The organism is Bradyrhizobium sp. 61 (genome assembly GCF_023073075.1).
Classification (GTDB): domain Bacteria; phylum Pseudomonadota; class Alphaproteobacteria; order Rhizobiales; family Xanthobacteraceae; genus Bradyrhizobium; species Bradyrhizobium barranii.
Genome location: NZ_JADPIU010000035.1, coordinates 22033 through 41879, shown reverse-complemented (window position 1 = coordinate 41879; position 19847 = coordinate 22033). Strand labels below are relative to the sequence as shown.

19 protein-coding genes are annotated in these 19847 nt (G+C 65.2%); 10 read left to right on the top strand and 9 right to left on the bottom strand.

Annotated features, from left to right (window positions below; translation table 11 throughout):
- Positions 1-8 precede the first annotated feature (8 nt).
- The 4 genes from IVB46_RS10605 to IVB46_RS10590 all read right to left on the bottom strand — a co-directional run bounded on the left by IVB46_RS10605 (position 9) and on the right by IVB46_RS10590 (position 4835).
- Positions 9-2303 carry a ComEC/Rec2 family competence protein gene (locus IVB46_RS10605; protein ID WP_247305122.1) on the bottom strand — a complete coding sequence of 765 codons (2295 nt, stop codon included), beginning with the start codon at positions 2301-2303 and terminating at the stop codon, positions 9-11.
- 95 nt (positions 2304-2398) lie between these two features.
- Complete coding sequence (locus IVB46_RS10600; RefSeq protein ID WP_028149639.1) at positions 2399-2632, bottom strand: DUF2171 domain-containing protein; 234 nt, start codon at positions 2630-2632, stop codon at positions 2399-2401.
- 126 nt (positions 2633-2758) lie between these two features.
- Positions 2759-3145, bottom strand: coding sequence for a nuclear transport factor 2 family protein (locus IVB46_RS10595; protein ID WP_247305119.1), 387 nt, complete (start codon positions 3143-3145; stop codon positions 2759-2761).
- Positions 3146-3158: 13 nt separating this feature from the next.
- Positions 3159-4835 carry a glutamine--tRNA ligase/YqeY domain fusion protein gene (locus IVB46_RS10590; RefSeq protein WP_247305116.1) on the bottom strand — a complete coding sequence of 559 codons (1677 nt, stop codon included), beginning with the start codon at positions 4833-4835 and terminating at the stop codon, positions 3159-3161.
- Positions 4836-4978: 143 nt separating this feature from the next.
- Here IVB46_RS10590 and gltX point away from each other — a divergent pair, with 143 nt between their 5' ends.
- The 9 genes from gltX to IVB46_RS10545 all read left to right on the top strand — a co-directional run bounded on the left by gltX (position 4979) and on the right by IVB46_RS10545 (position 14752).
- Complete coding sequence (gltX, locus tag IVB46_RS10585; protein ID WP_247305113.1) at positions 4979-6406, top strand: glutamate--tRNA ligase; 1428 nt, start codon at positions 4979-4981, stop codon at positions 6404-6406.
- Between the two features lie 169 nt (positions 6407-6575).
- Positions 6576-7880 (top strand): citrate synthase, encoded by a 1305-nt coding sequence (gene gltA / locus IVB46_RS10580; protein ID WP_071913479.1) that lies wholly within the window; start codon positions 6576-6578, stop codon positions 7878-7880.
- A 169-nt stretch (positions 7881-8049) separates the two neighbouring features.
- On the top strand, positions 8050-8454 hold the full coding sequence (locus IVB46_RS10575) for a GFA family protein (RefSeq protein ID WP_247305110.1): 405 nt from the start codon (positions 8050-8052) through the stop codon (positions 8452-8454).
- A 123-nt stretch (positions 8455-8577) separates the two neighbouring features.
- Positions 8578-9756 carry an ROK family transcriptional regulator gene (locus IVB46_RS10570; protein ID WP_247305106.1) on the top strand — a complete coding sequence of 393 codons (1179 nt, stop codon included), beginning with the start codon at positions 8578-8580 and terminating at the stop codon, positions 9754-9756.
- Between the two features lie 58 nt (positions 9757-9814).
- Positions 9815-11101: an ABC transporter substrate-binding protein gene (locus IVB46_RS10565; protein ID WP_247305103.1), complete on the top strand. Its 1287-nt coding sequence runs from the start codon at positions 9815-9817 to the stop codon at positions 11099-11101.
- A complete protein-coding gene (locus IVB46_RS10560; RefSeq protein ID WP_247305099.1) occupies positions 11098-12018 on the top strand; it encodes a sugar ABC transporter permease in 921 nt (306 codons plus the stop codon). Before IVB46_RS10565 ends, IVB46_RS10560 begins: the two co-directional genes overlap by 4 nt.
- Positions 12011-12868 carry a carbohydrate ABC transporter permease gene (locus tag IVB46_RS10555; protein WP_014494951.1) on the top strand — a complete coding sequence of 286 codons (858 nt, stop codon included), beginning with the start codon at positions 12011-12013 and terminating at the stop codon, positions 12866-12868. The genes IVB46_RS10560 and IVB46_RS10555 overlap by 8 nt, the downstream gene beginning before the upstream one ends.
- Before the next feature lie 10 nt (positions 12869-12878).
- Positions 12879-13988: a sn-glycerol-3-phosphate ABC transporter ATP-binding protein UgpC gene (gene ugpC, locus IVB46_RS10550; RefSeq protein WP_247305096.1), complete on the top strand. Its 1110-nt coding sequence runs from the start codon at positions 12879-12881 to the stop codon at positions 13986-13988.
- Positions 13985-14752, top strand: coding sequence for an SDR family oxidoreductase (locus tag IVB46_RS10545; protein ID WP_247305092.1), 768 nt, complete (start codon positions 13985-13987; stop codon positions 14750-14752). The genes ugpC and IVB46_RS10545 overlap by 4 nt, the downstream gene beginning before the upstream one ends.
- Here the strand turns inward: IVB46_RS10545 and lpxB are convergent.
- The 3 genes from lpxB to lpxA are packed head-to-tail and all read right to left on the bottom strand — an operon-like array spanning position 14749 to position 17598.
- Entirely contained in the window at positions 14749-15930 is a 1182-nt protein-coding gene (gene lpxB / locus IVB46_RS10540; RefSeq protein ID WP_247305090.1) for a lipid-A-disaccharide synthase, read from the bottom strand. The two genes, IVB46_RS10545 and lpxB, sit on opposite strands and share 4 nt — an antisense overlap.
- Positions 15927-16784: a UDP-2,3-diacylglucosamine diphosphatase LpxI gene (gene lpxI, locus IVB46_RS10535; RefSeq protein WP_071917423.1), complete on the bottom strand. Its 858-nt coding sequence runs from the start codon at positions 16782-16784 to the stop codon at positions 15927-15929. The genes lpxB and lpxI overlap by 4 nt, the downstream gene beginning before the upstream one ends.
- Positions 16785-16803: 19 nt before the next feature.
- Complete coding sequence (gene lpxA, locus IVB46_RS10530) at positions 16804-17598, bottom strand: acyl-ACP--UDP-N-acetylglucosamine O-acyltransferase (RefSeq protein WP_247305087.1); 795 nt, start codon at positions 17596-17598, stop codon at positions 16804-16806.
- Between the two features lie 277 nt (positions 17599-17875).
- On the opposite strand from lpxA, the gene IVB46_RS10525 reads away from it, so the two are divergent.
- A complete protein-coding gene (locus IVB46_RS10525) occupies positions 17876-18199 on the top strand; it encodes a KTSC domain-containing protein (protein ID WP_166096947.1) in 324 nt (107 codons plus the stop codon).
- Between the two features lie 24 nt (positions 18200-18223).
- On the opposite strand, the gene fabZ is transcribed toward IVB46_RS10525, so the two are convergent.
- Positions 18224-18685 (bottom strand): 3-hydroxyacyl-ACP dehydratase FabZ, encoded by a 462-nt coding sequence (gene fabZ / locus IVB46_RS10520; protein WP_028151691.1) that lies wholly within the window; start codon positions 18683-18685, stop codon positions 18224-18226.
- The gene (gene lpxD / locus IVB46_RS10515) at positions 18682-19749 is read right to left on the bottom strand and encodes a UDP-3-O-(3-hydroxymyristoyl)glucosamine N-acyltransferase (protein WP_247342707.1); all 1068 of its coding nucleotides are present in this window, start codon (positions 19747-19749) and stop codon (positions 18682-18684) included. Before lpxD ends, fabZ begins: the two co-directional genes overlap by 4 nt.
- Positions 19750-19847 lie beyond the last annotated feature (98 nt).

The window sequence follows — 19847 nt, the reverse complement described above, 5'->3', positions numbered from 1 at the left end:
CCGTCCGCTCAATCCTCGGCCTGCAGGTCGGCTTCCGATGGCGTCGCGTCGCGGTTGCGGGGAGCCGCCGCCTGCGGCGCAAGGCTCGCGCCGAAATCCGCCTCGCCGGCGGCCGCCGGCGACCACGGACGGTCTGTCCCCCTCGTCTTCGCCGCCTGAACCGCAAAACCGTCGCCGCTTCGCGTCAGCGCCAGCGCGCCTTGCTTTGCGAGACGCTGACGGTCGACAACCATCGCCGCGCAATCCGGCGGCGCCGGCCGCGCCGTCACCACCAGCGCGGCACGGCTGCAATCGTCAGCCAGTGAATCGATGCGCAAGGCCAGCGCGACCAGGCGCCCGTCGGCGAGCGGCGTCACGCAGCCGACCTCGTCGCACGACACGCCGGCGGCCAGTGAGGCACTGCCGGCGTCGCGCGGATCGGCGTCGGCGGCGAGCCATTCCTTCAGAAGAAAACTGTCCTTGCTCGACCTGATGAGTTGCAGGTGCCCATCCCTGCCCCGCACCGCGACACTCTGGCCGTCACCGGCGATCAGGATATCGGGCTGCCGCGCGCACAGTCCCCAGAGGATCGCGGCCAACAGCACCACCGCGCCGGCCCAGCGCAACGGCGTGCGCAACAAGCCCATCACGATGATCCCCAAGCTTGCAGCGATCAGCGGTGCGATGCCGAAAGCCGAGATGCGGCCGACCGCGCCCGGCAAAACGGCCACCCAGCGGGAGACCGCAACCATCCAGTCGATGCCGATCCCCATCAGCCACCAGAACGGACCATCAAGTCCGAACGGCGCTGCAATCAGACCCAACAGGCCCGCGGGCATCACCAGGGCCGAAACCACCGGCATCGCCCCGAGGTTGGCGAGCACGCCGAACGGGGTGACGCGGTGAAAATGGAAGGCGGCATAGGGCGTGGTCGCGAGCCCCGCGATCAGCGAGGCCAGGAATAGCATCGCGATCTCGCGCCCGCCCCACATTGCAATCCGCGCGGTCGCGGAATGATCGGGCGACGCAAACAGGTTCGGCATGCCGATCTGCACCAGCGCCACCAGTCCGAGCGTTGCCGCGAACGACATCTGGAAGCTTGGATGCACCAGCGCTTCCGGCGCGACCGCAAGCACGATCAGCGCAGCCACCGCCAGCGTGCGGAAGGTGATGGCACGGCGATCGACCATGACCGCGATCAACACCACTGCGGTCATGAAGAACGAGCGTTGCGTCGCGACCTCCGCACCCGACAGCAGCAGATAGAACGCGGCTGCGACCAGCGCGGCGGCCGCCGACCATTTCTTGATGGCAAAGCCGGCCGCCATTCCAGGGATCAACGCCAGCAGCGCGCGCACCGAGAAGAAGACCACGCCGGCGACGACCGCCATGTGATAGCCGGAAATCGAGAGCACATGTCCGAGCCCCGAGATGAACATGGCGTCGTTGACGGGCGTGGTAATCGCATCGCGCCGGCCCGTGAGCAGCGCGGTCGCAATCGCTCGGTTGTCGCCCTCGAGCGTGGCGCGGATGCGCGCGTCGATCGCATCGCGCAGACCCTGCATGAAGGCGGCATAACGCAGCCGCAAGCCACCGGCGTCCGGCGGCACCGATGCCGCAATCGTGCCCATCACAAAGCCGGAGGCGCCGATGCCCTGGAAGAACATGTCGCGCGAAAAGTCATAGCTGCCGGGGCGCACCGGCGACAACGGCGGCAACAGCCGCGCCTTCAACTGCACGAAGCTGCCGACCTCGGGCGCAGTCCCCTTGCGCACGGAGAGGCGCACGCGCTCGAGCTTGACGTCGCTGCGCTGCGCCTCCATCGCGGTGACGCGCAGCACGAAGCGGTCAGTGCGCTCTCGGATGTCGCGGGTCTCGACGAAGCCCGACAGCGAGACGGAATAAAGCGGCTTTGCCAGCACCGTGTGCGCGATCCGCGCCGTCTTCCAGGTCGCCGTGGCAAGGCCGGCCGCGACCGCCGCGATCATGATCGCCGGCGCAAACAACCGGCTCCGCCGCAACAGCACGGCGCCAAGCGTGAGCGCGATGGCCGTTGCGGCAACGACCCACAGCACCGGTTCATGATCGGCGGCAAAGTAGAGCGCGATGCCGCCGCCGAACGCGACCGGCACCCACGGCAACAATCGCCCGGCGCCGGCCTCGGCGCGCGCCCATTCGCGCAGGGTCTCGGCCAGCGACGTCCAGAGGTCGAACCCTGCCGGCGCGAGGCCGCCCGCGGAGGCAGCTCGGCCGACGGGCCAAGTCCCCGCGATCCAAGTCCCCGCAATCCCCTGGGACCGAACTGGCCGGCCCGGCTCCGCCATTCCCTGCACCTTACGATACGCGACAGGCCAGGAGGCTACCGGAACGTGCGGCTGCGCGAATAGCGGTACGGATCAGGAACGGAGCGAAGGTCCCCCTACTTTTCCTCTTCCATCGTCACGGCGACGTCCGCCTTGGCCGAGAGCCGAACCTTGTTGCCCTCGACACCGGCGACGAGGCCCTTGTCGATGAAGTGATGGTGGCCCTTGTGGCTGCCCTCGCCGCTGTCCTTCTTGGTCAGCTTGATGCGATGGCCCTCGACCTTGTCGACCGTGCCGATGTGGACGCCATCAGCGCCGATGACTTCCATATGCTCTGCGATGTTCTGCATGGTGGGTTCCTTGTTGGACCCACCCCAACGCGCGGGGGCAGCGTTCGTTGCTATCGCCATTCCGGGGCGTGCCACTTGGCGCGAGCCCGGAATGACGAAAGAGAAAGAGGCGGAGTAGCGCGACTGCTAGATCAACGGCGCGCGCGACGAGGCGTGGTGATTGACGATCTTCCAGTCGCCGTCCTCGCAGAGGATGACCCAGCTCATCTTGACCGAGAACTCCTCCCTCTCGCCGGCGAGGTCAAACGACACGATCGCGGCCATGTTGATCAGGTCCGGGCTGGCTTGCGTGGCGCGCACCTCGGAAAACACGGCGCTCGGCTGGCGCCAGCGCGGCAGGCCGTTGAAGTAGTCGGCGACGCCGTCCCTGCCCCGATAGAGCTTTGGATTCGAGCCGAAGAAGAATGCGTTCCTCGAATAGAGCGACGACAGCGCGGTCGCATCTAGCGTCGCGAAGCCGGCGCACCATTTCGCGATGATGGCGGAAACGATGGCGTCGGCTTCACTGCTCATAGGCCCAATCCCCTCAGCCCTTGGCGACTTCCTTCGCGAACGTGTCGCGCAGGCCGATGGTGCGCGAAAACACCGGCTTGCCCGGCGTCGAGTCCTTGTCGCGCACGAAATAGCCCTGACGCTCGAACTGCATCGGCTCGGTCGAATTGCTCTCCGCAACCGATGCCTCGATCCGCGCGTTGGAGAGGATCTCCAGCGACTGCGGATTGAGATCGGCCGCGAAGTTCGAGGCGTCCGGGCTCGGGTTGGCGAACAACTGGTTGTAGATGCGGATCTCCGCCGGCACCGAATTCGCCGCCGGCAGCCAGTGCATGGTCGCCTTGACCTTGCGGCCGTCGGGCGCGTTGCCGCCCTTGGTCGCGGGATCGTAGGTGCAGCGCAGCTCCACCACTTCGCCCGCGTCGTTCTTGATCACGCCGGTGCACTTGACGAAATAGGCGTAGCGCAGCCGCACCTCGTTGCCGGGCGACAGGCGGAAGAACTTCTTGGGCGGGTTCTCCATGAAGTCGTCCTGCTCGATATAGAGCTCGCGGCCGAACGTGATCTTGCGCGTGCCGGCCGAGGGATCGTCGGGATGGTTGATCGCCTCGAGCTCTTCGGTCTGCCCTTCCGGATAGTTCTCGATGACCACCTTGAGCGGCCGCAGCACGCCCATGCGCCGCTGCGACGTGCGGTTCAGCTCCTCGCGGATGCAGAACTCCAGCATGCCGACATCGACGACGCTGTTGGCCTTGGCAACGCCGATGCGCTTGACGAATTCGCGCAAGGCCGCCGGCGGCACGCCGCGGCGGCGCATCCCCGCTACAGTCGGCATGCGCGGATCGTCCCAGCCCGCGACATGGCCGTCGCGGACGAGCTGGGTCAGCACGCGCTTGGACAGCAGCGTGTAGGTCACGTTGAGCCGCGCCATTTCGTACTGGTGCGGCTTGGACGGCACCGGCAGCTTTTCGATGAACCAGTCGTAGAGCGGCCGATGGTCCTCGAACTCCAGCGTGCAGATCGAGTGCGTGATGCCCTCGATCGCGTCCGACTGGCCGTGCGCATAATCGTAGCTCGGATAGATGCTCCACTTGGTCCCGGTGCGCGGATGGTGCGCATGCAGGATGCGGTACAGTACTGGGTCGCGCAGGTTGATATTGCCCGCGGACATGTCGATCTTGGCCCGCAGCACGCGCGCGCCGTTCGGGAATTCACCGGCCTTCATGCGGCGGAACAGGTCGAGATTCTCGTCCACGCTGCGGTCGCGGAACGGCGAGTTCTTGCCGGGCTCTGTCAGCGTGCCGCGCGCCAGGCGAATCTGCTCCTGGGTCTGGTCGTCGACATAGGCGAGCCCGTCGCGGATCAGCTTCTCCGCCCATTCGTACAGGCGGTCGAAATAATCCGAGGCGAAGAACAGGTTCTTGCCCCAGTCGAAGCCGAGCCAGTGCACGTCGGCCTGGATGGAATCGATGTATTCCTGCTCTTCCTTGACCGGATTGGTGTCGTCGAAGCGCAGATGGCAGCGGCCCGGAAACTCCTGGGCGATGCCGAAATTGAGCGCGATCGACTTGGCGTGGCCGATATGCAGGTAGCCGTTCGGCTCCGGCGGGAACCGGGTCACGATCTCCTGGTATTTGCCCTGATCGAGGTCGGCCTGGATGATGTCACGAATGAAATCGCGCCCAACCTCGTTCGCCACCGGTTCTGTCATTACGAAAATCCTGTAGGGAAATCAGCGGCCCTTCTGCCAAATTCGCTTGGCTGAGCCAAGAGCTTAGCGGTCCACTGCCGGGCTTTAGTTATGCTCCGGTCCTGTTATATACCACCGCCTCCAATGCATAGGCCCTGCCAAGAATGACCGATTCCGTCGTTACCCGCTTTGCTCCCTCGCCGACCGGCTTCCTCCATATCGGGGGCGCCCGCACGGCGCTGTTCAACTGGCTCTATGCGAAGAAGCACGGCGGCAAGATGCTGCTTCGGATCGAGGACACCGACCGGGAGCGCTCCACCGAGGCTGCGATCGGCGCCATCCTCGACGGCCTCAAATGGCTGGAGCTCGGCTGGGATGGCGACGTCATCTACCAGTTCAGCCGCGCCGCCCGCCACCGCGAGGTCGCCGAGCAGCTCCTCGCCGACGGCAAGGCCTATCGCTGCTACGCGACCGCAGAGGAGCTCACCGCCATGCGCGAGAAGGCGCGCGCGGAGGGCCGCACCCGCCTCTATGACGGCCTATGGCGCGACCGTGACCCGGCGACCGCGCCTTCCGACGTCAAGCCCACCATCCGCCTGCGCGCACCGCAGACCGGCGAGACCGTGATCGAGGACCAGGTTCAGGGCCGCGTGGTCTGGCAGAACGAGAACCTCGACGACCTCGTCCTGCTGCGCGGCGATGGCAATCCGACCTACATGCTCGCAGTGGTCGTGGACGACCACGACATGGGCGTCACCCATGTCATCCGCGGCGACGACCATCTGATCAACGCCGCCCGCCAGAAGCAGATTTACGACGCCATGGGCTGGGCGCTGCCGAGCATGTCCCACATCCCGCTGATCCACGGTCCGGACGGCTCAAAGCTGTCGAAGCGCCACGGCGCGCTCGGCGTCGATGCCTACCGCGCCATGGGGTACCTCCCGGCCGCGCTCCGCAATTATCTCGTCCGTCTCGGCTGGAGCCATGGCGATCAGGAGATTTTTTCGACCGAGGAGATGATCGCCGCGTTCGACCTCGCCAGCGTCGGCCGCGCCGCCGCCCGCTTCGATTTCGCCAAGCTCGAAAACCTCAACGGCCACTACATCCGCCACGCCGACGATCAATCACTCGTGAAGATGTTCGAGGACGTGCTCGACCACGTCGTGCCCAGCCGCAACGAGCTTAAGGCCAAGTTAAACGACACCACGCGGGCGCAGCTTCTCAAGGCCATGCCGGCCCTGAAGGAGCGCGCCAAGACACTGATCGAGCTGATCGACAGCGCCTATTTCATCTTCGCCGACCGGCCGCTGGAGCTCGATCCCAAGGCGGCAGCGCTGCTGACGCCCGAGAACCGCAAGCTGATCGGCCAGCTTCATTCCGCGCTGGAGAAAGTCGAGACGTGGAGTGCGGCGAATGCGGAGGCCGCGCTGCGCGCCTTTGCCGAGGAAAATAGTCTCAAGCTCGGCGCCGTCGCCCAGCCGTTGCGGGCGGCGCTGACGGGACGGTCGACATCGCCTGGTATATTTGAGGTTTTGGACGTGCTGGGACGCCAGGAAAGCCTGGGCCGGCTTAAGGACCAGTCCAAGGACTAGGCCAAGGACCAGGCTACGACGTAAGTCGACCATGCGTGCGGCGATCTTGCAGCGCACACAGCAATAATATACCCATCTCACCCGTACCTTCTGGAATATCCGGCCTGCCCCACCAAGTCATTGGGGCCTTCCGGGTCCGGCCCGTTTCACCACACATCGGGGACCTCTGATGGACGCAAAAGCAAGCAATAAGACCGCCACGCTGACGGTCGGAAACAAGAACTACGATCTCCCGATCCACAGCGGCAGCGTCGGGCCTGATGTCGTCGATATCGGCAAGCTCTACGCCCAGTCCGGGCTGTTCACCTACGATCCCGGCTTCACCTCGACCGCAAGCTGCGAGTCCAAGATCACCTATATCGACGGTGACGCCGGCGTGCTGGAATACCGCGGCTATCCGATCGAGCAGCTCGCCGAGAACGGCGACTTCCTCGAGACCTGCTACCTCCTGCTCTACGGGAACCTGCCGACCGCCGCGCAGAAGAAGGATTTCGACGACCGCGTGATCCATCACACGATGGTGCACGAGCAGATGGCCCGCTTCTTCCAGGGCTTCCGCCGCGACGCCCATCCGATGGCGGTGATGGTGGCCTCCGTCGGCGCGCTCGCCGCGTTCTACCACGACTCCACCGACATCAACGATCCGAAGCAGCGCATGATCGCGTCGATGCGCATGATCGCCAAGATCCCGACGCTGGCGGCCATGGCCTACAAATACACGATCGGCCAGCCCTTCGTGTATCCGAAGAACTCGCTGAAGTTCGCCGAGAACTTCCTGCACATGTGCTTCGCCGTGCCGTGCGAGGAGTACAAGATCAATCCGGTGCTCGCTGACGCGCTGGACAAGATCTTCATCCTGCACGCCGACCACGAGCAGAACGCCTCGACCTCGACGGTGCGCATCGCCGGCTCCTCCGGCGCCAACCCGTTCGCCTGCATCGCCGCCGGCATCGCCTGCCTTTGGGGCCCGGCGCATGGCGGCGCCAACGAAGCCGCGCTCGCGATGCTCGCCGAGATCGGCTCGGTCGACAAGATTCCGGAATTCATCGCCAAGGTGAAGGACAAGAACAGCGAAGTCCGCCTGATGGGCTTCGGCCACCGCGTCTACAAGAACTACGATCCGCGCGCCAAGATCATGCAGAAGATGTGTCATGCCGTTCTCAAGGAGACCGGCCATGGCGACGATCCGATGCTGAAGGTGGCGCTCGAGCTCGAGAAGATCGCGCTCAGCGACCAGTACTTCATCGACCGCAAGCTCTACCCGAACGTCGACTTCTATTCGGGCATCACGCTGAAGGCGATGGGCTTCCCGGTCTCGATGTTCACCGTGCTGTTCGCGGTCGCCCGCACCGTCGGCTGGATCAGCCAGTGGAGCGAGATGATCGAGGACCCGCAGCAGAAGATCGGCCGTCCGCGCCAGCTCTACACCGGCGTCACCCGCCGCGACTACGTCGCGATCAAGGATCGCAAGTAAGATCGGCCATTGCGGCTTTTGGAAACGGCGCCATCCTGCGATGGCGCCGTTTTTGTTTTGGAGGACGCCGTAGGGTGGGCAAAGCGAAGCGTGCCCACCACCTCTCCGAGACCGAGCCAGAAACGGTGGGCACGCTGCGCTTTGCCCACCCTACGATATGGAGAACCCGATGCTGACCGGAAGCTGCCTCTGCGGAGGCGTTGCCTACGAGGTCGATGCGACCCCGGGCACCATCATGCACTGCCATTGCCAGACCTGCCGCAAGACGCACGGATCGGCCTTCTCCACCGTCACCAACGTCCCGCGCGACCGCTTCCGCTGGACCAAGGGCGAAGATTTGCTGCGCGGCTTCGAATCCTCGCCCGGCAAAACCCGCTATTTCTGCTCGCAATGCGGATCACACATCGTCGCCTCGCGCGAGGGCAAGAGCACGGTCCTGCTGCGGATGGGCTGCCTCGATACACCGATCGCAGAACGGCCCGAGATGCACATCTGGCGATCGGATTCCGCCAACTGGTACGACCCGAAGGCCGAATTACCGGAGTGGGCCGAAGGCACCGCACCGAAAGCTTGATCGGTTCTTCGCCTCATCTTGCTGCCACGCACAACAACAAGTCGACTCATCGCGTCCGCAATCGCTTGACAGTCGAAACGCTCCGCGCGCAAATTCTTACACTAAGTAAGAATGACGACAGGGATGGAAATGCCGGAGCAGCCGAGAAGTCGGCGGCAGACGCGTGCTGCCATTTTGACTCATTTGCTCCAGTCCGGTGGCTCGTTCCGGCCGCCGCTGGCCAAGGCCGTGCGCCTGTCCGAGGCGAGCCTGTCGCGTATCCTGTTTGACCTGAAAGCCGAAGGCCTGATCGAGGAAGTCCGGCGCCCTGCCCCTTATGTCGGCGGTCCGACAGGCCTCGTGTCGCTCGATGGCTCCGTGGCGCTCGCGGCCCTCGAGCTGACCGGCCAGTGGCTCAGCGTGGGCGTTGGCGGCATGTCGGGCGAAATGCACTACACCGAGCGTGTTCCGTTGCTGAAGAAGCCGACCGTCGAGACCGTCGGCCGGGTGTTCCGCGAAGCCCTCACCTTGCTGCGCGACTGGACGCGCCGCCGCCGCATCAGTCTCGCGCAGATCGGCATCACCATTCCCGGCCTCGGCCGCCTGAGCGCCGCGGGCAATCCGATCATTCCGTGCGACGTCGAACGCATCGGCGACATGCTCGGCGGAATGTTTGCCGGCGTGCCGGTCGAGTTCACCAACTCGGTCGTCGCACACGCCACGTTTCACCGCTGCCGTACGCAGGACTATCCCTTCAGCGGCGCACATCTCTTCGTCTTCGTCGGCCAGGGCGTTGCCGGCGCCTGGATGGACGATCCGCTTGAGGCCGATGCCCCGCAGCCGGTCGAGCTCGGCCATATGGTGTTCAACGCCGACGGGCCGCGCTGCCGCTGCGGTCACCATGGCTGCGTCGAGGCCTATACGTCGCTTCCGGCCCTCGCCGAGCTCCTCGGCGCAACCGAGGCCGAACTGCTCCAGCTCGGCAGCGAGTGGGTGAGCACGATCCCGCGCTCGTCGCGAATGCGCCAGGAGTTGCGCCAGCGCCTGTTCCGGCTGGGCCTTGCGATCGGCAACACGCTGAACGTGAAGCCATGCAACGGCGTCGCGATCAGCGGCTGGCCGTCGCTTCTCTCTGAAGAGGATCGGAAAGCGGCGGTCGATGGGATCGACGCCTGCCTTCTCGGCGGGCGGAAACTGGCGCAGGTGTCGCTCGCCTTCGTGCCGCCCTCGAACGGCAACGATCCGCAAGCAGCTCTCGCCTTCGCCGCCTTTTGTCTCGCCAGCCGCGGCGGGATGCCCGCGGCTTCGACGGAGGCCGCCTGACATGCCCTGAGCCACGTGGCTCAACGCGCCAAGAAAGTTCACACCGGGAGGAACTGCCATGCCGATCACGACAACAAGGCGCCGTCTGCTCGCTGGATCTGCGGCCGCACTCGCATTACCGGCATTCGCCCGCGCGCAAGGCGCGGCCAAGCCGCGCCTGACCGCGATCTCGCAATGGTCCGCAGGCAGCGACGGGGCGGCGATCACCGCACTCGGCAAGAAATTCGAGGAGAAAGGCGGCGTCTGGCAGCACTCGCCCGTCCCCGGCTTCACCACCGAGATGATGAACAAGCTGCGCGCTCAGATCATCGCCGGCGATCCGCCGGCCTGTTCGCAGCTCAAGGGCCCCGAGATTGCGGCCTGGTCGAAGATCGCCCCGACCGTCGATCTCGACGCCCTCGTCGCGGCCGCCGGCTACGAAAAGGTCGTCGCTCCGGACCTCGCAAAATTGCACAAGCCGGGCGGCAAGTGGATTGCGCTGCCGTTGCAGATCTACAGCACCAACATGCTGTTTCTCTCCAAGCGCGCGATGGACAAGGCCAAGGCCGACAAGGTCCCGGTCACCTGGGCCGACTTCAACGATCTCGCCGACAAGATGAAGGCGGGCGGCATCACCTACCCCATCGCTAACGGCGGCACCCGCCCCGATGACGGGCAGAAATTCGAGGCCTCTTTGGCCGGCATCAGTCCCACGGCATACCGTGCGGCCATCATGAATCTCGACAAGAAGGCCCTGGAGGGACCCGAGATCAAGGCCGCCTTCGTCCAGGTCCGCAAGATCGCAAACTGGATGGACCCCAACGTCGGCGCCCAACCCTACGCCACCAATTTGAAGCGCTTCATCGACGGCGACATGGGCATGATGATCATGGGCGGGTGGGCGCAGGGCGTGTTGCGTAACGCCGGTTTCAAGTTCGACGACTTCATGATCACGCCGGGCCCGAGCGACAATGGCAAACCGGTCTTCCTGTTGAATGCCGACGCCTTCATCTTCTGGCAGCGCAAGGAGCCCGACCTCCAGGCCGGTCAGACGTTGATGGCCCAGCTCGTCATGGATCCGGCGATCCAGACCATGTACTCGCAGATCACGGGATCGATCCCGGTGCGCACCGATGTCGACCTCTCCGGTGAGGGCTGGTCGGACGGTCAACGGCGTACCGCAGCCGCGCTCAAGGACGCTGTCGCCAACAACCAGGCCGTCCTGAGTCTTGCGCACAACATGGCGCAGGAGAACGGCCTGACGGCCGCGATGATCGACGTGCTCACGGAGTATGTGAAGAACAAGACGATCACGCCGGAGCAGGCGGTCACCCGCCTCGCCGAGGCCGTCGAGGGTTCGCGTTGACCGACACCGTCTCCACAGCAACGCGGCCGGCGACGTCTGATGTCGTGCGCCGGCTGCCCGAATATCTGATGATCTGGGTGCCACTGCTGTTGTCGGCTGCGCATCTCATTTCGTTTTCGCTGTGGACGATCTGGATTTCGTTCACGCCCTCTACGCTCGTTCCAGTCTCGGGTTGGGTGGGTTTGCGCAACTACAACGCGGTCCTGGCATCGCGGAACTGGCAGATTGCCTTCGACAATCTGCTGCTGTTTGGCAGTACTTTCGTGCTGCTGAGCTTGATCACCGGCCTTATGCTGGCGATCCTGCTCGATCAGCGCATTCGCGGCGAGAATGTGCTGCGATCCATCTTCCTGTATCCGCTTGCGGTGTCGTTCGTCGTCACCGGCACGGTCTGGAGCTGGCTACTCAATCCCGGCATCGGGATCCAGAAGCTCGTCCATGACCTCGGCTGGACCTCCTTCCGGTTCGACTGGCTGATCGACCGCGACATGGCGATCTGGACGATCGTGATTGCCGCGATCTGGCAATCCTCCGGCTTCGCCATGGCGCTCTTCCTCGCCGGCCTTCGCTCCGTCGATTCCGACATCATCAAGGCCGCCCAGATCGACGGCGCTGGACCGGTCCGAACCTATTGGCGGGTCATTCTGCCGACGCTCTGGCCGATCACCATCACCGTCGTCGTCGTCCAGTTGCAGTTCGCGATTTCAGCCTTCGACCTCGTCCGTGCGCTCACCAATGGCGGGCCGGGAATCGCGACCCAGCTGCCGGCCCTTGTCGTCTACGACCTCATGTTCCAGCGCAGCCAGCTCGGCCGGGGTGCCGCGGCGGCGGTACTCATGCTGCTCATCCTGCTCGCGGTGCTGCTACCCTATGCGGCGTGGCGTTATGTCCAGCGAAGGCAGGCCACCCATGCGTGACCGCAGCTTCGCACCGAGCCGAATTCTGATCTATCTCGTCGTGACATTGTTCGCTGCGGCCTATCTCGCACCACTCGTTGTTGTCGTCCTGAACTCTCTCCGCACCAACGAGGAGATCGCGCAGGGTTCGATGATCGGCTGGCCGCAACATTTGGCCTGGAGCAACTACGCCAAGGCCTGGAGCGGCTTCTGCGTCGCTGAGACCTGCGCTGGCATCCGGCCGTACATGCTGAACTCCGCGCTCGTCACCATCCCGGCGACGATTTTCTCGACCCTGCTCGGCGCTGTCGCCGGTTACGCCGTGTCGCTCTGGCGCTTTCGCGGCGATAGCTGGATCTACGGCATCGTGACCCTCGGCCTCTTCCTTCCCCAGCAGATGCGCCTGCTTCCCTGGACCATCGTGCTGCGGGACACCGGTCTCATCAACACGCTGACGGGCCTCGTGCTGATTCACACCATCCAGGGGCTCTCCTTCACCACGCTGTTCTGCCGAAACTACTATGTCGCCATTCCACACGAGCTGATCAGGGCCGCACGCATCGATGGCGCCGGGTTCTTTCGTATTTTCTGGCGCATCATCCTGCCGCTCTCGGCTCCTATTCTGATCGTCACCGTGATCTGGCAATTCACGCATATCTGGAACGAGTTCCTCTATGGCGTGACATTCACCACCGGCCAGCAGCAGCCCGTCACGGCCGCGCTCATCGCGCTCTCTGCCGCAATTGCGGACATTCCGCAGCATGGCGTGCAGAGCGCCGCGGTGATCATCGCAGCGCTGCCCACTTTGCTGATCTATCTCCTCGGCGGACGGTACTTCGTGCGCGGCCTGACCGCCGGCGCAGTGAAATGATGGGGTCGTCATGGCAGCACTGAGCATTCGCACCCTGTCCAAGCGCTACGCCAATCTGGAGGTGCTGAAGGGCATCAACCTCGACATCGAGAGTGGCGAGTTCACCGTGCTGGTCGGGCCATCCGGCTGCGGCAAGTCCACCCTGCTCAACATCGTCGCCGGGCTCGATCGTCCGAGTGACGGAACGATCGAGATCGGCGGACGCGTCGTCAACGACGTCCCGCCCAAGGATCGCGACATCGCCATGGTGTTCCAGTCCTACGCGCTCTATCCGTCGATGACGGTGCGCCAGAACATCACCTTCGGCATGGAATGCCGCCACGTTCCGAAAGCGGAGCAGGAGAAGGCGCTGGCGAATGTGGCTCGCCTCCTCCAGATCGAGCCCCTGCTCGGCCGCAAGCCGTCGCAGCTGTCCGGCGGCCAGCGCCAGCGCGTGGCGATGGGACGGGCGCTGGTGCGCGATCCCCTGCTCTTCCTGTTCGACGAGCCACTCTCCAACCTCGATGCGAAGCTTCGCGTCGAGATGCGGATGGAGATCAAGCGGCTGCACCAGCGCATCGGCGCCACCATCATCTATGTCACCCACGACCAGATCGAGGCGATGACGATGGCAACGCGCATCGCCGTGATGCATCGGGGCGTGGTGCAGCAGTTCGCTGATCCGGACACCGTCTACCGTTATCCGGCCAATCTGTTGGTCGCCCGCTTCATGGGCTCGCCGCCGATGAACACCATGCCGGGGCGGCTCGAGGCCGATAGTGGCGGACTGATAGCCGTGATCGGCGCGGGGCGACCGGACGAGGTTCGTCTGCGCCTGCATGGACACGATGCGGCAGCATCTTATCTCGGCCGCGACGTGGTCGTCGGGATCAGGCCGGAATGCATCGCCGAGGCCAGCCGCGTCTTTTCCGGCGAGGCGCCCGTCCTCGTCGACGCGCCGGTCGAGATGATCGAGCCGACCGGCGCCGAGACAATCGTGCTGCTGCGTCTCGGCGGCGAGACTGCGCTGGCGCGCATCACCCCGGATATCCGTCCCGCGCCCGGCGCGACCGCCACCTTCGCGCTCGACACGCGGCGCATTTGCCTGTTTGACCCCGAGACGGAGCGGCTGATCGCATGACCCGGACCATCTATCCCAGCCTTGCCGGCGGCGTGGTGTTGATCACAGGCGGCGCCAGCGGCATCGGTGCCGCCTTCGTGCGCGCCTTCGCGACCCAGGGCGCCCGCGTCGCCTTCCTCGACATCGATGCGAGCGCCGGCGAAGCGCTGGTACGGGACGTCGCGGCCACATCCGGCTCCACACCCCTGTTTGTGCCCTGCGACCTCCTCGACATCGACGCCTTGCGCGCTGCGATGGCGAAGGTGCACGGATCGCTCGGCGATGCCGCAGTCCTCCTCAACAATGCCGCCAACGACCAGCGTCAGGTGCTGGCCGAAGTGACGCCGGCCGAATTCGACTGGACGATCGGCGTCAATCTCAAGCACGTCTTCTTCGCGGCCCAGGCGGTGGTGCCGCAGATGCAGGCGCGCGGCGGCGGCTCGATCATCAACATGTCGTCGGTGGCGTGGATCCGCGGTGCGCCGGCGCTGCCGGTCTATGCCGCGACGAAGGCGGCGATCGTCGGCTTCACCAACTCGCTGGCCAGGTCAGTCGGCCCCGACCGCATTCGCGTCAATGCGATCGCGCCCGGCATGGTGATCACCGAGCGCCAGCGCCGGCTCTGGTTTCCGGACGAGCAGAAGATCTCCGAGCTGCGCACCCGCCAGGCGGTGCCCGATGCGGTGACGCCCGAGGACATCGCCAGCATGGCGCTGTTTCTCGCATCGGACGAGAGCCAGCGTATCACCAGCCAGTGTTTTCGGGTCGATGGCGGCCTCGCCTAGCTCCGCCGCCCCTTGCGCATCGTCGCGAGCACGATGTCGGCAGCGAGCACGCTCGGCGACTTGTTGCCGGTAGACATGATGGTGTCGAGCCGGGCGAAGGCGTCGACCTGTCGTTTGCGCAGCGGCGTGTCCGTGAGCAGCTCCGACAGTGCCGGCGCCAGCTTCTCCGGTACGCAGTCCTCCTGCAAGAACTCCGGAATGACATCCTCGCCGATCACGAGATTGGCGAGGATCACCGAGGAGACGCGGATCGCGCGGCGCAGGATGAAGGCTTCGATCGCGCCGACGCGATAGGCCGTCACCATCGGAATGCCGGACAGCGCAAGTTCCAGCGTCACGGTGCCGGATTTGGCCAGCGCCGCGCGCGCGGTTCGGAACGCGGCGCGCCTCTCGGTCTCTCCGACCACGATTTGCGGCTTGACCGGCCAGTTCGCGATGCCATCGCGGATAGTGGCTTCGAGATGCGGCATGGTCGGCAGCTTCAGTTCGAAGGCGCGGCCTTCGGCCTGGAGCCGTCCGAGTGTCGCGCCAAACACGTCGAGATGGTGCCTGACCTCGCTGCGGCGGCTGCCCGGCAGCGCCAGCAGAACCGGCGGCTCGGTATCGCGGCGCCGCTGCTCCTCCGCATTTGGCCGCAGCGACGGCAATTGCTCGATCAGGGGATGGCCGACATAGCTGCATGGCGGCCCGCCGAGCTTGCGGTATTCCTCCGGCTCGAACGGCAACAGGCCAAGCACATGATCGACGTAGCCGAGCATGGTCCGTGCCCGCCCGGGCCGCCAGGCCCAGAGCTGCGGCGAGACATAGTCGACGACCGGGATCGCGGGATTCTTCGCACGCACGCGGCGGGCAACGCGATGGGTGAAATCGGGGCTGTCGATGATGACGAGCGCGTCGGGCGCGGCCTCCAGCACGGCGTCCACGGTCTGGCGGATCAGCCGCAATATCTTCGGCAATTGCTGCGCCACTGCGGCGAAGCCGACGATCGACAGCTCCTCGATCGGAAACAGCGTCTCGAGCCCCTCGCGCGCCATGGTCCGGCCGCCGACGCCCACGAACTGCACGCCGTCGCCGAGCCGCTGGCGCAACACCTTCATCAAGGCGCTGCCGAGCCGGTCGCCGGATTCCTCCGTCGCGATCAGGAAGATCTTTCGCTTGGGATCGCGGCTCTGCATCACGCCGGCAGGCCGATGACGAAGAGATATTTGGCGTCGGCGAGCGAGATCATCGCCTGCGGCTCGGCGGCGATGGTGTTGCCGGCGACGACGGCGATGCCGGCCAGTCCGGCGCGAGCGACGCCCTCGAGGGTACGCGGGCCGATCGTCGGCAGGTCGAAGCGCAAATCCTGCCCGCTCTTCGGTACCTTCACCAGCACCCCGCGTCCTGTCGCAGCGCGGATGCGCCCCTCCTCGCGCAGGCGTGCCACGCGCGCGAGCAGCGCGTCGGTGCCCTCGATATCCTCGATCGCCACCACATGGCCGTCGATCACGACCGCGGCCTGGCCGATGTCGAACGGGCCGAGCGCGGTCAGCACCGCGCGGCCGCGCTCGATGTCGGCCTTGCTGTTGTCGTTCGGCCAGGCGCGGCTGATGCAGCCCTCCGGCATCAGCAGATCCGGCGCGACATCCTTGATGCCGACCATCCGAAAGCCGCCTTGCTCGAGAATGCGCCCGACGCCGGACAACAGGTGATCGTCGCCGCCGCGGAAGGCGCGGATGACGTTGCCGAGCAGGCGCAGTGTCGTGACGTCGAACCTTATTTCGGACAGCGCGGGACGCACCAATGTGCCGATGAAGATCAGATCGCGGCAGCCCTCCTCGCGGAACAGCCGCATCGCGCGGCCGAGCTGGCCGACCGAGATCCAGCGATGGCGGAATTGCTCCACCCGCGTCGGATCGCAGGCACCGCGCAGCGGGAACAGCACCGGCGTGATGCCGCGCGCGGCAAGCGAGTCGGCGACCGCGAACGGCATGGCGCCGCCGCCGGCGACGACGCCGACCGGCGACGAAATCTCCGAAGCCGCCGATGTCATGCCCGCGGCCATCCCGTAATCACTTCTCGATGGCGGGAAGACAGATCGGGCGATGCTTGCGCTTGCCGATGAAGTCGAGGACCTCGGCAATCGCGGGGTCTTCGCCCGCGAGCGGCTGGGCCGCCGCGAGCCGCTCGGCGAACGTGCCGGGGCCGTGGAACAGTTTTTGGTAGAACGATTGCACGGTCGCGCGCCGCTGCTTGGTGAACTGCCGCCGCTTCATGCCGATGAGATTGAGGCCTTCCAGCGCCGCATACTGGCCGTTGGCGAGGCCGAACGGAATGATGTCGTCGCGCACGCCCGAGAGGCCGCCGACCATCACCTGCGGGCCGATGCGCGTGAGCTGATGCACCGCCGACAGGCCGCCGATATAGACGAAATCGCCGATCTCGCAGTGGCCGCCGAGCGTCGCCGAGGTTGCGAAGATCACGTTGTTGCCGACCATGCAGTCATGGCCGACATGGCTGTTGTTCATGAAGTAGCCGCCGTTGCCGACGCGTGTCAGCCCGCCGCCCTTGATGGTGCCGACATTCATCGTCGCACCTTCGCGGATGGTGCAGCCGGAACCGACCTCCAGCCTTGTCGGCTCGCCCTTGTAGCTGAGATCCTGGGGCGCGCCGCCCAGCACCGCGAAGGGCGAGATCACGCAGCCGTCGCCGATCGAGGTGTGGCCGATGACCGTGACTTGTCCGATCAGCTTGCAGTTCGCGCCGATCACGGCATTCGGACCGATGATGCAGAAGGGTCCGATCTCGGTACCCTCGCCGATCACGGCGCCGTCCTCGACCCGTGCGGTGGGATCAATCTTACTCATCAAGCAATCTGACTCATCAAGAAGGTCTGATTATGTGTTGAAGTCGCTCAGTTTTCCGGTGGTTAGCGCGACTATGCCCGATCTGTCCAGTGACGTATCATCTCGGCCTGTTTCAGGCACCGGATGAGCCGGCCGTCCTAAAGCACGATGAGATTGGGATGAATCGTCATCGCGCTTCAGGCTATCGTTCGAGCATGATCCTTTCGGAAAACCGCTGCACGCTTTTCCGGATCATGCTCTAGCTCGTCAACGCCTTCATGTGGAGCTTGAAGTCATCGTGGTCAGGGCCCTGGCAGTTCTGCTCGCACAGCTCGCGGCCGCCCCGATCGTCTCCGAGACGGTCGAGACCGGCGAACGCCGCTTCGTCGATCTCGGGACGTTCGAGTGCCGCGACATCACCCGCAGCACGGTGCTTCAGCGGGTCTGCTACGACCGCGCGCGGCGGGACCTCATCGTCGCGATCGACGGCCAATATGACCGCTATTGCGGGGTTGCGGCCGAGACGGTCGACAGCCTGCTCGGCGCGCCGTCCATGGGCCAGTTCTTCAACCGGAATATCGGACGCGAGACGGCCGGCGGCCGTTACGGCTGCGGCGCATAATCCATTTCCGCTGGCCTGAGCCGCTCAGTCCGTCAGCATGGCGCCGACGTCGGCTTCAGCAACGATCTGTCCGTTGACCTTGGCGTCGCCGTGAAACCACCACATCGCCTTGCGGCGGCCGATCGAACGCATGTGATATTCGATGGTGTCGCCGGGCAGCACCGGCTTGCGGAACTTGCACTTGTCGATGGTGAGGAAATACACCGCGCGCGGCTTCTCGGTGCCCTCGACCGAGGTGATGCCGATCACGCCCGCGGTCTGCGCCATCGCTTCGATCATCATCACGCCGGGATAGACCGGGCGCTCCGGGAAATGCCCCTGGAAGGCCGGCTCGTTGAAGGTGACGTTCTTGATGCCGATGCCGCTGTAATCGGCGCGGATATTGATCACACGGTCGATCAGCAGCATCGGGAAACGGTGCGGCAGAGTCCGGAGGATCGCGTTGATATCCACCAGCTCGAATTTGATCGGTGATTCCTCCGTCATTCCCGTCCCTCGTTCTTCGGATCGGCCCTGCTGTCGCGTACCAGGCGCTCCACCGCGATAATTTCCTTGAACCACTGCTTGGTCGGCTTGGCGAAAAAGCCACCCCAGCGTCCGTTCGGCGGGATGTCGTCCTTAACGCCGCTCATCGCGGTGACCTGGGCCCCTTCGCCGATCTTGAGGTGATTGTTGATGCCAACCTTTGCTCCCAGCGCCACGTTGTCGCCGATCGTCAGGCTGCCTGCGAGCCCGATCTGGGCCGCCAGCAGGCAGTTCCGACCGATGGTCACATTGTGGCCGATCTGGACCTGGTTGTCGATTTTGGTGCCCTCCCCGATCACCGTGTCGCGCAGGGAGCCGCGATCGATGGTGGTGCCGGCGCCGACTTCCACATTGTTCTGGATCAGCACGCGGCCGGTCTGGGGCACCTTGAGATGGCCTTCGGGGCCGAAGAAGATGAAGCCATAGCCGTCCTGGCCGATAGAGCAGCCGGGATGGATCAGCACGTTGTTGCCGATCAGCGCGCACTGGATGGCCGTGCGGGCCCCGACATTGCAGTCCCGGCCGATCTTGACGCCGGGACCGATGACCACGCCGGCCCCGATCACGGTGCCGCTGCCGATCTCGACGTCAGGGCCGATGACGGTCAGGGGATCGACGATGACGTCGTCCTCCAGCCGGGCCGAGGGATCGATGATGGCCGACGGGGCGATGCCTTCATTACCGACCCAGGACTGCGGGCGCAGCGCATCGCCGTGCCATTCCCGGGCGAGCCCGACAAAGGCGCGGAACGGCTGCGCCACCCGCAGCACGGCCACATGCGCGGGCACCTGGGCCTCGAAGCGCGGACTCACCAGGCAGGCCCCGGCCTTGGTCGCCTTGAGCTCGTCGGCATATTTGAGGTTGTCGAAGAACGCCAGATGCATCGGGCCGGCTTCGTCGAGCGAAGCAAGACCGGTAATGACGTGACCGCCCCTGGCAGGGTCGACGAGCTGCGCCTTGGTCAGCGCGGCAATGTCAGCCAGCGGTGAGGCCGGCGGCTTTTTGAAGAAGGTCGGCTGCGCCATTCCACCCCATCGCGGTCCGGCTTCGGCATGAAGCGGTCAGGCCGCATCATGCCTTATCTCACGGATTGAGCACGATCTTTTTGGAAACCGGCCCCAAC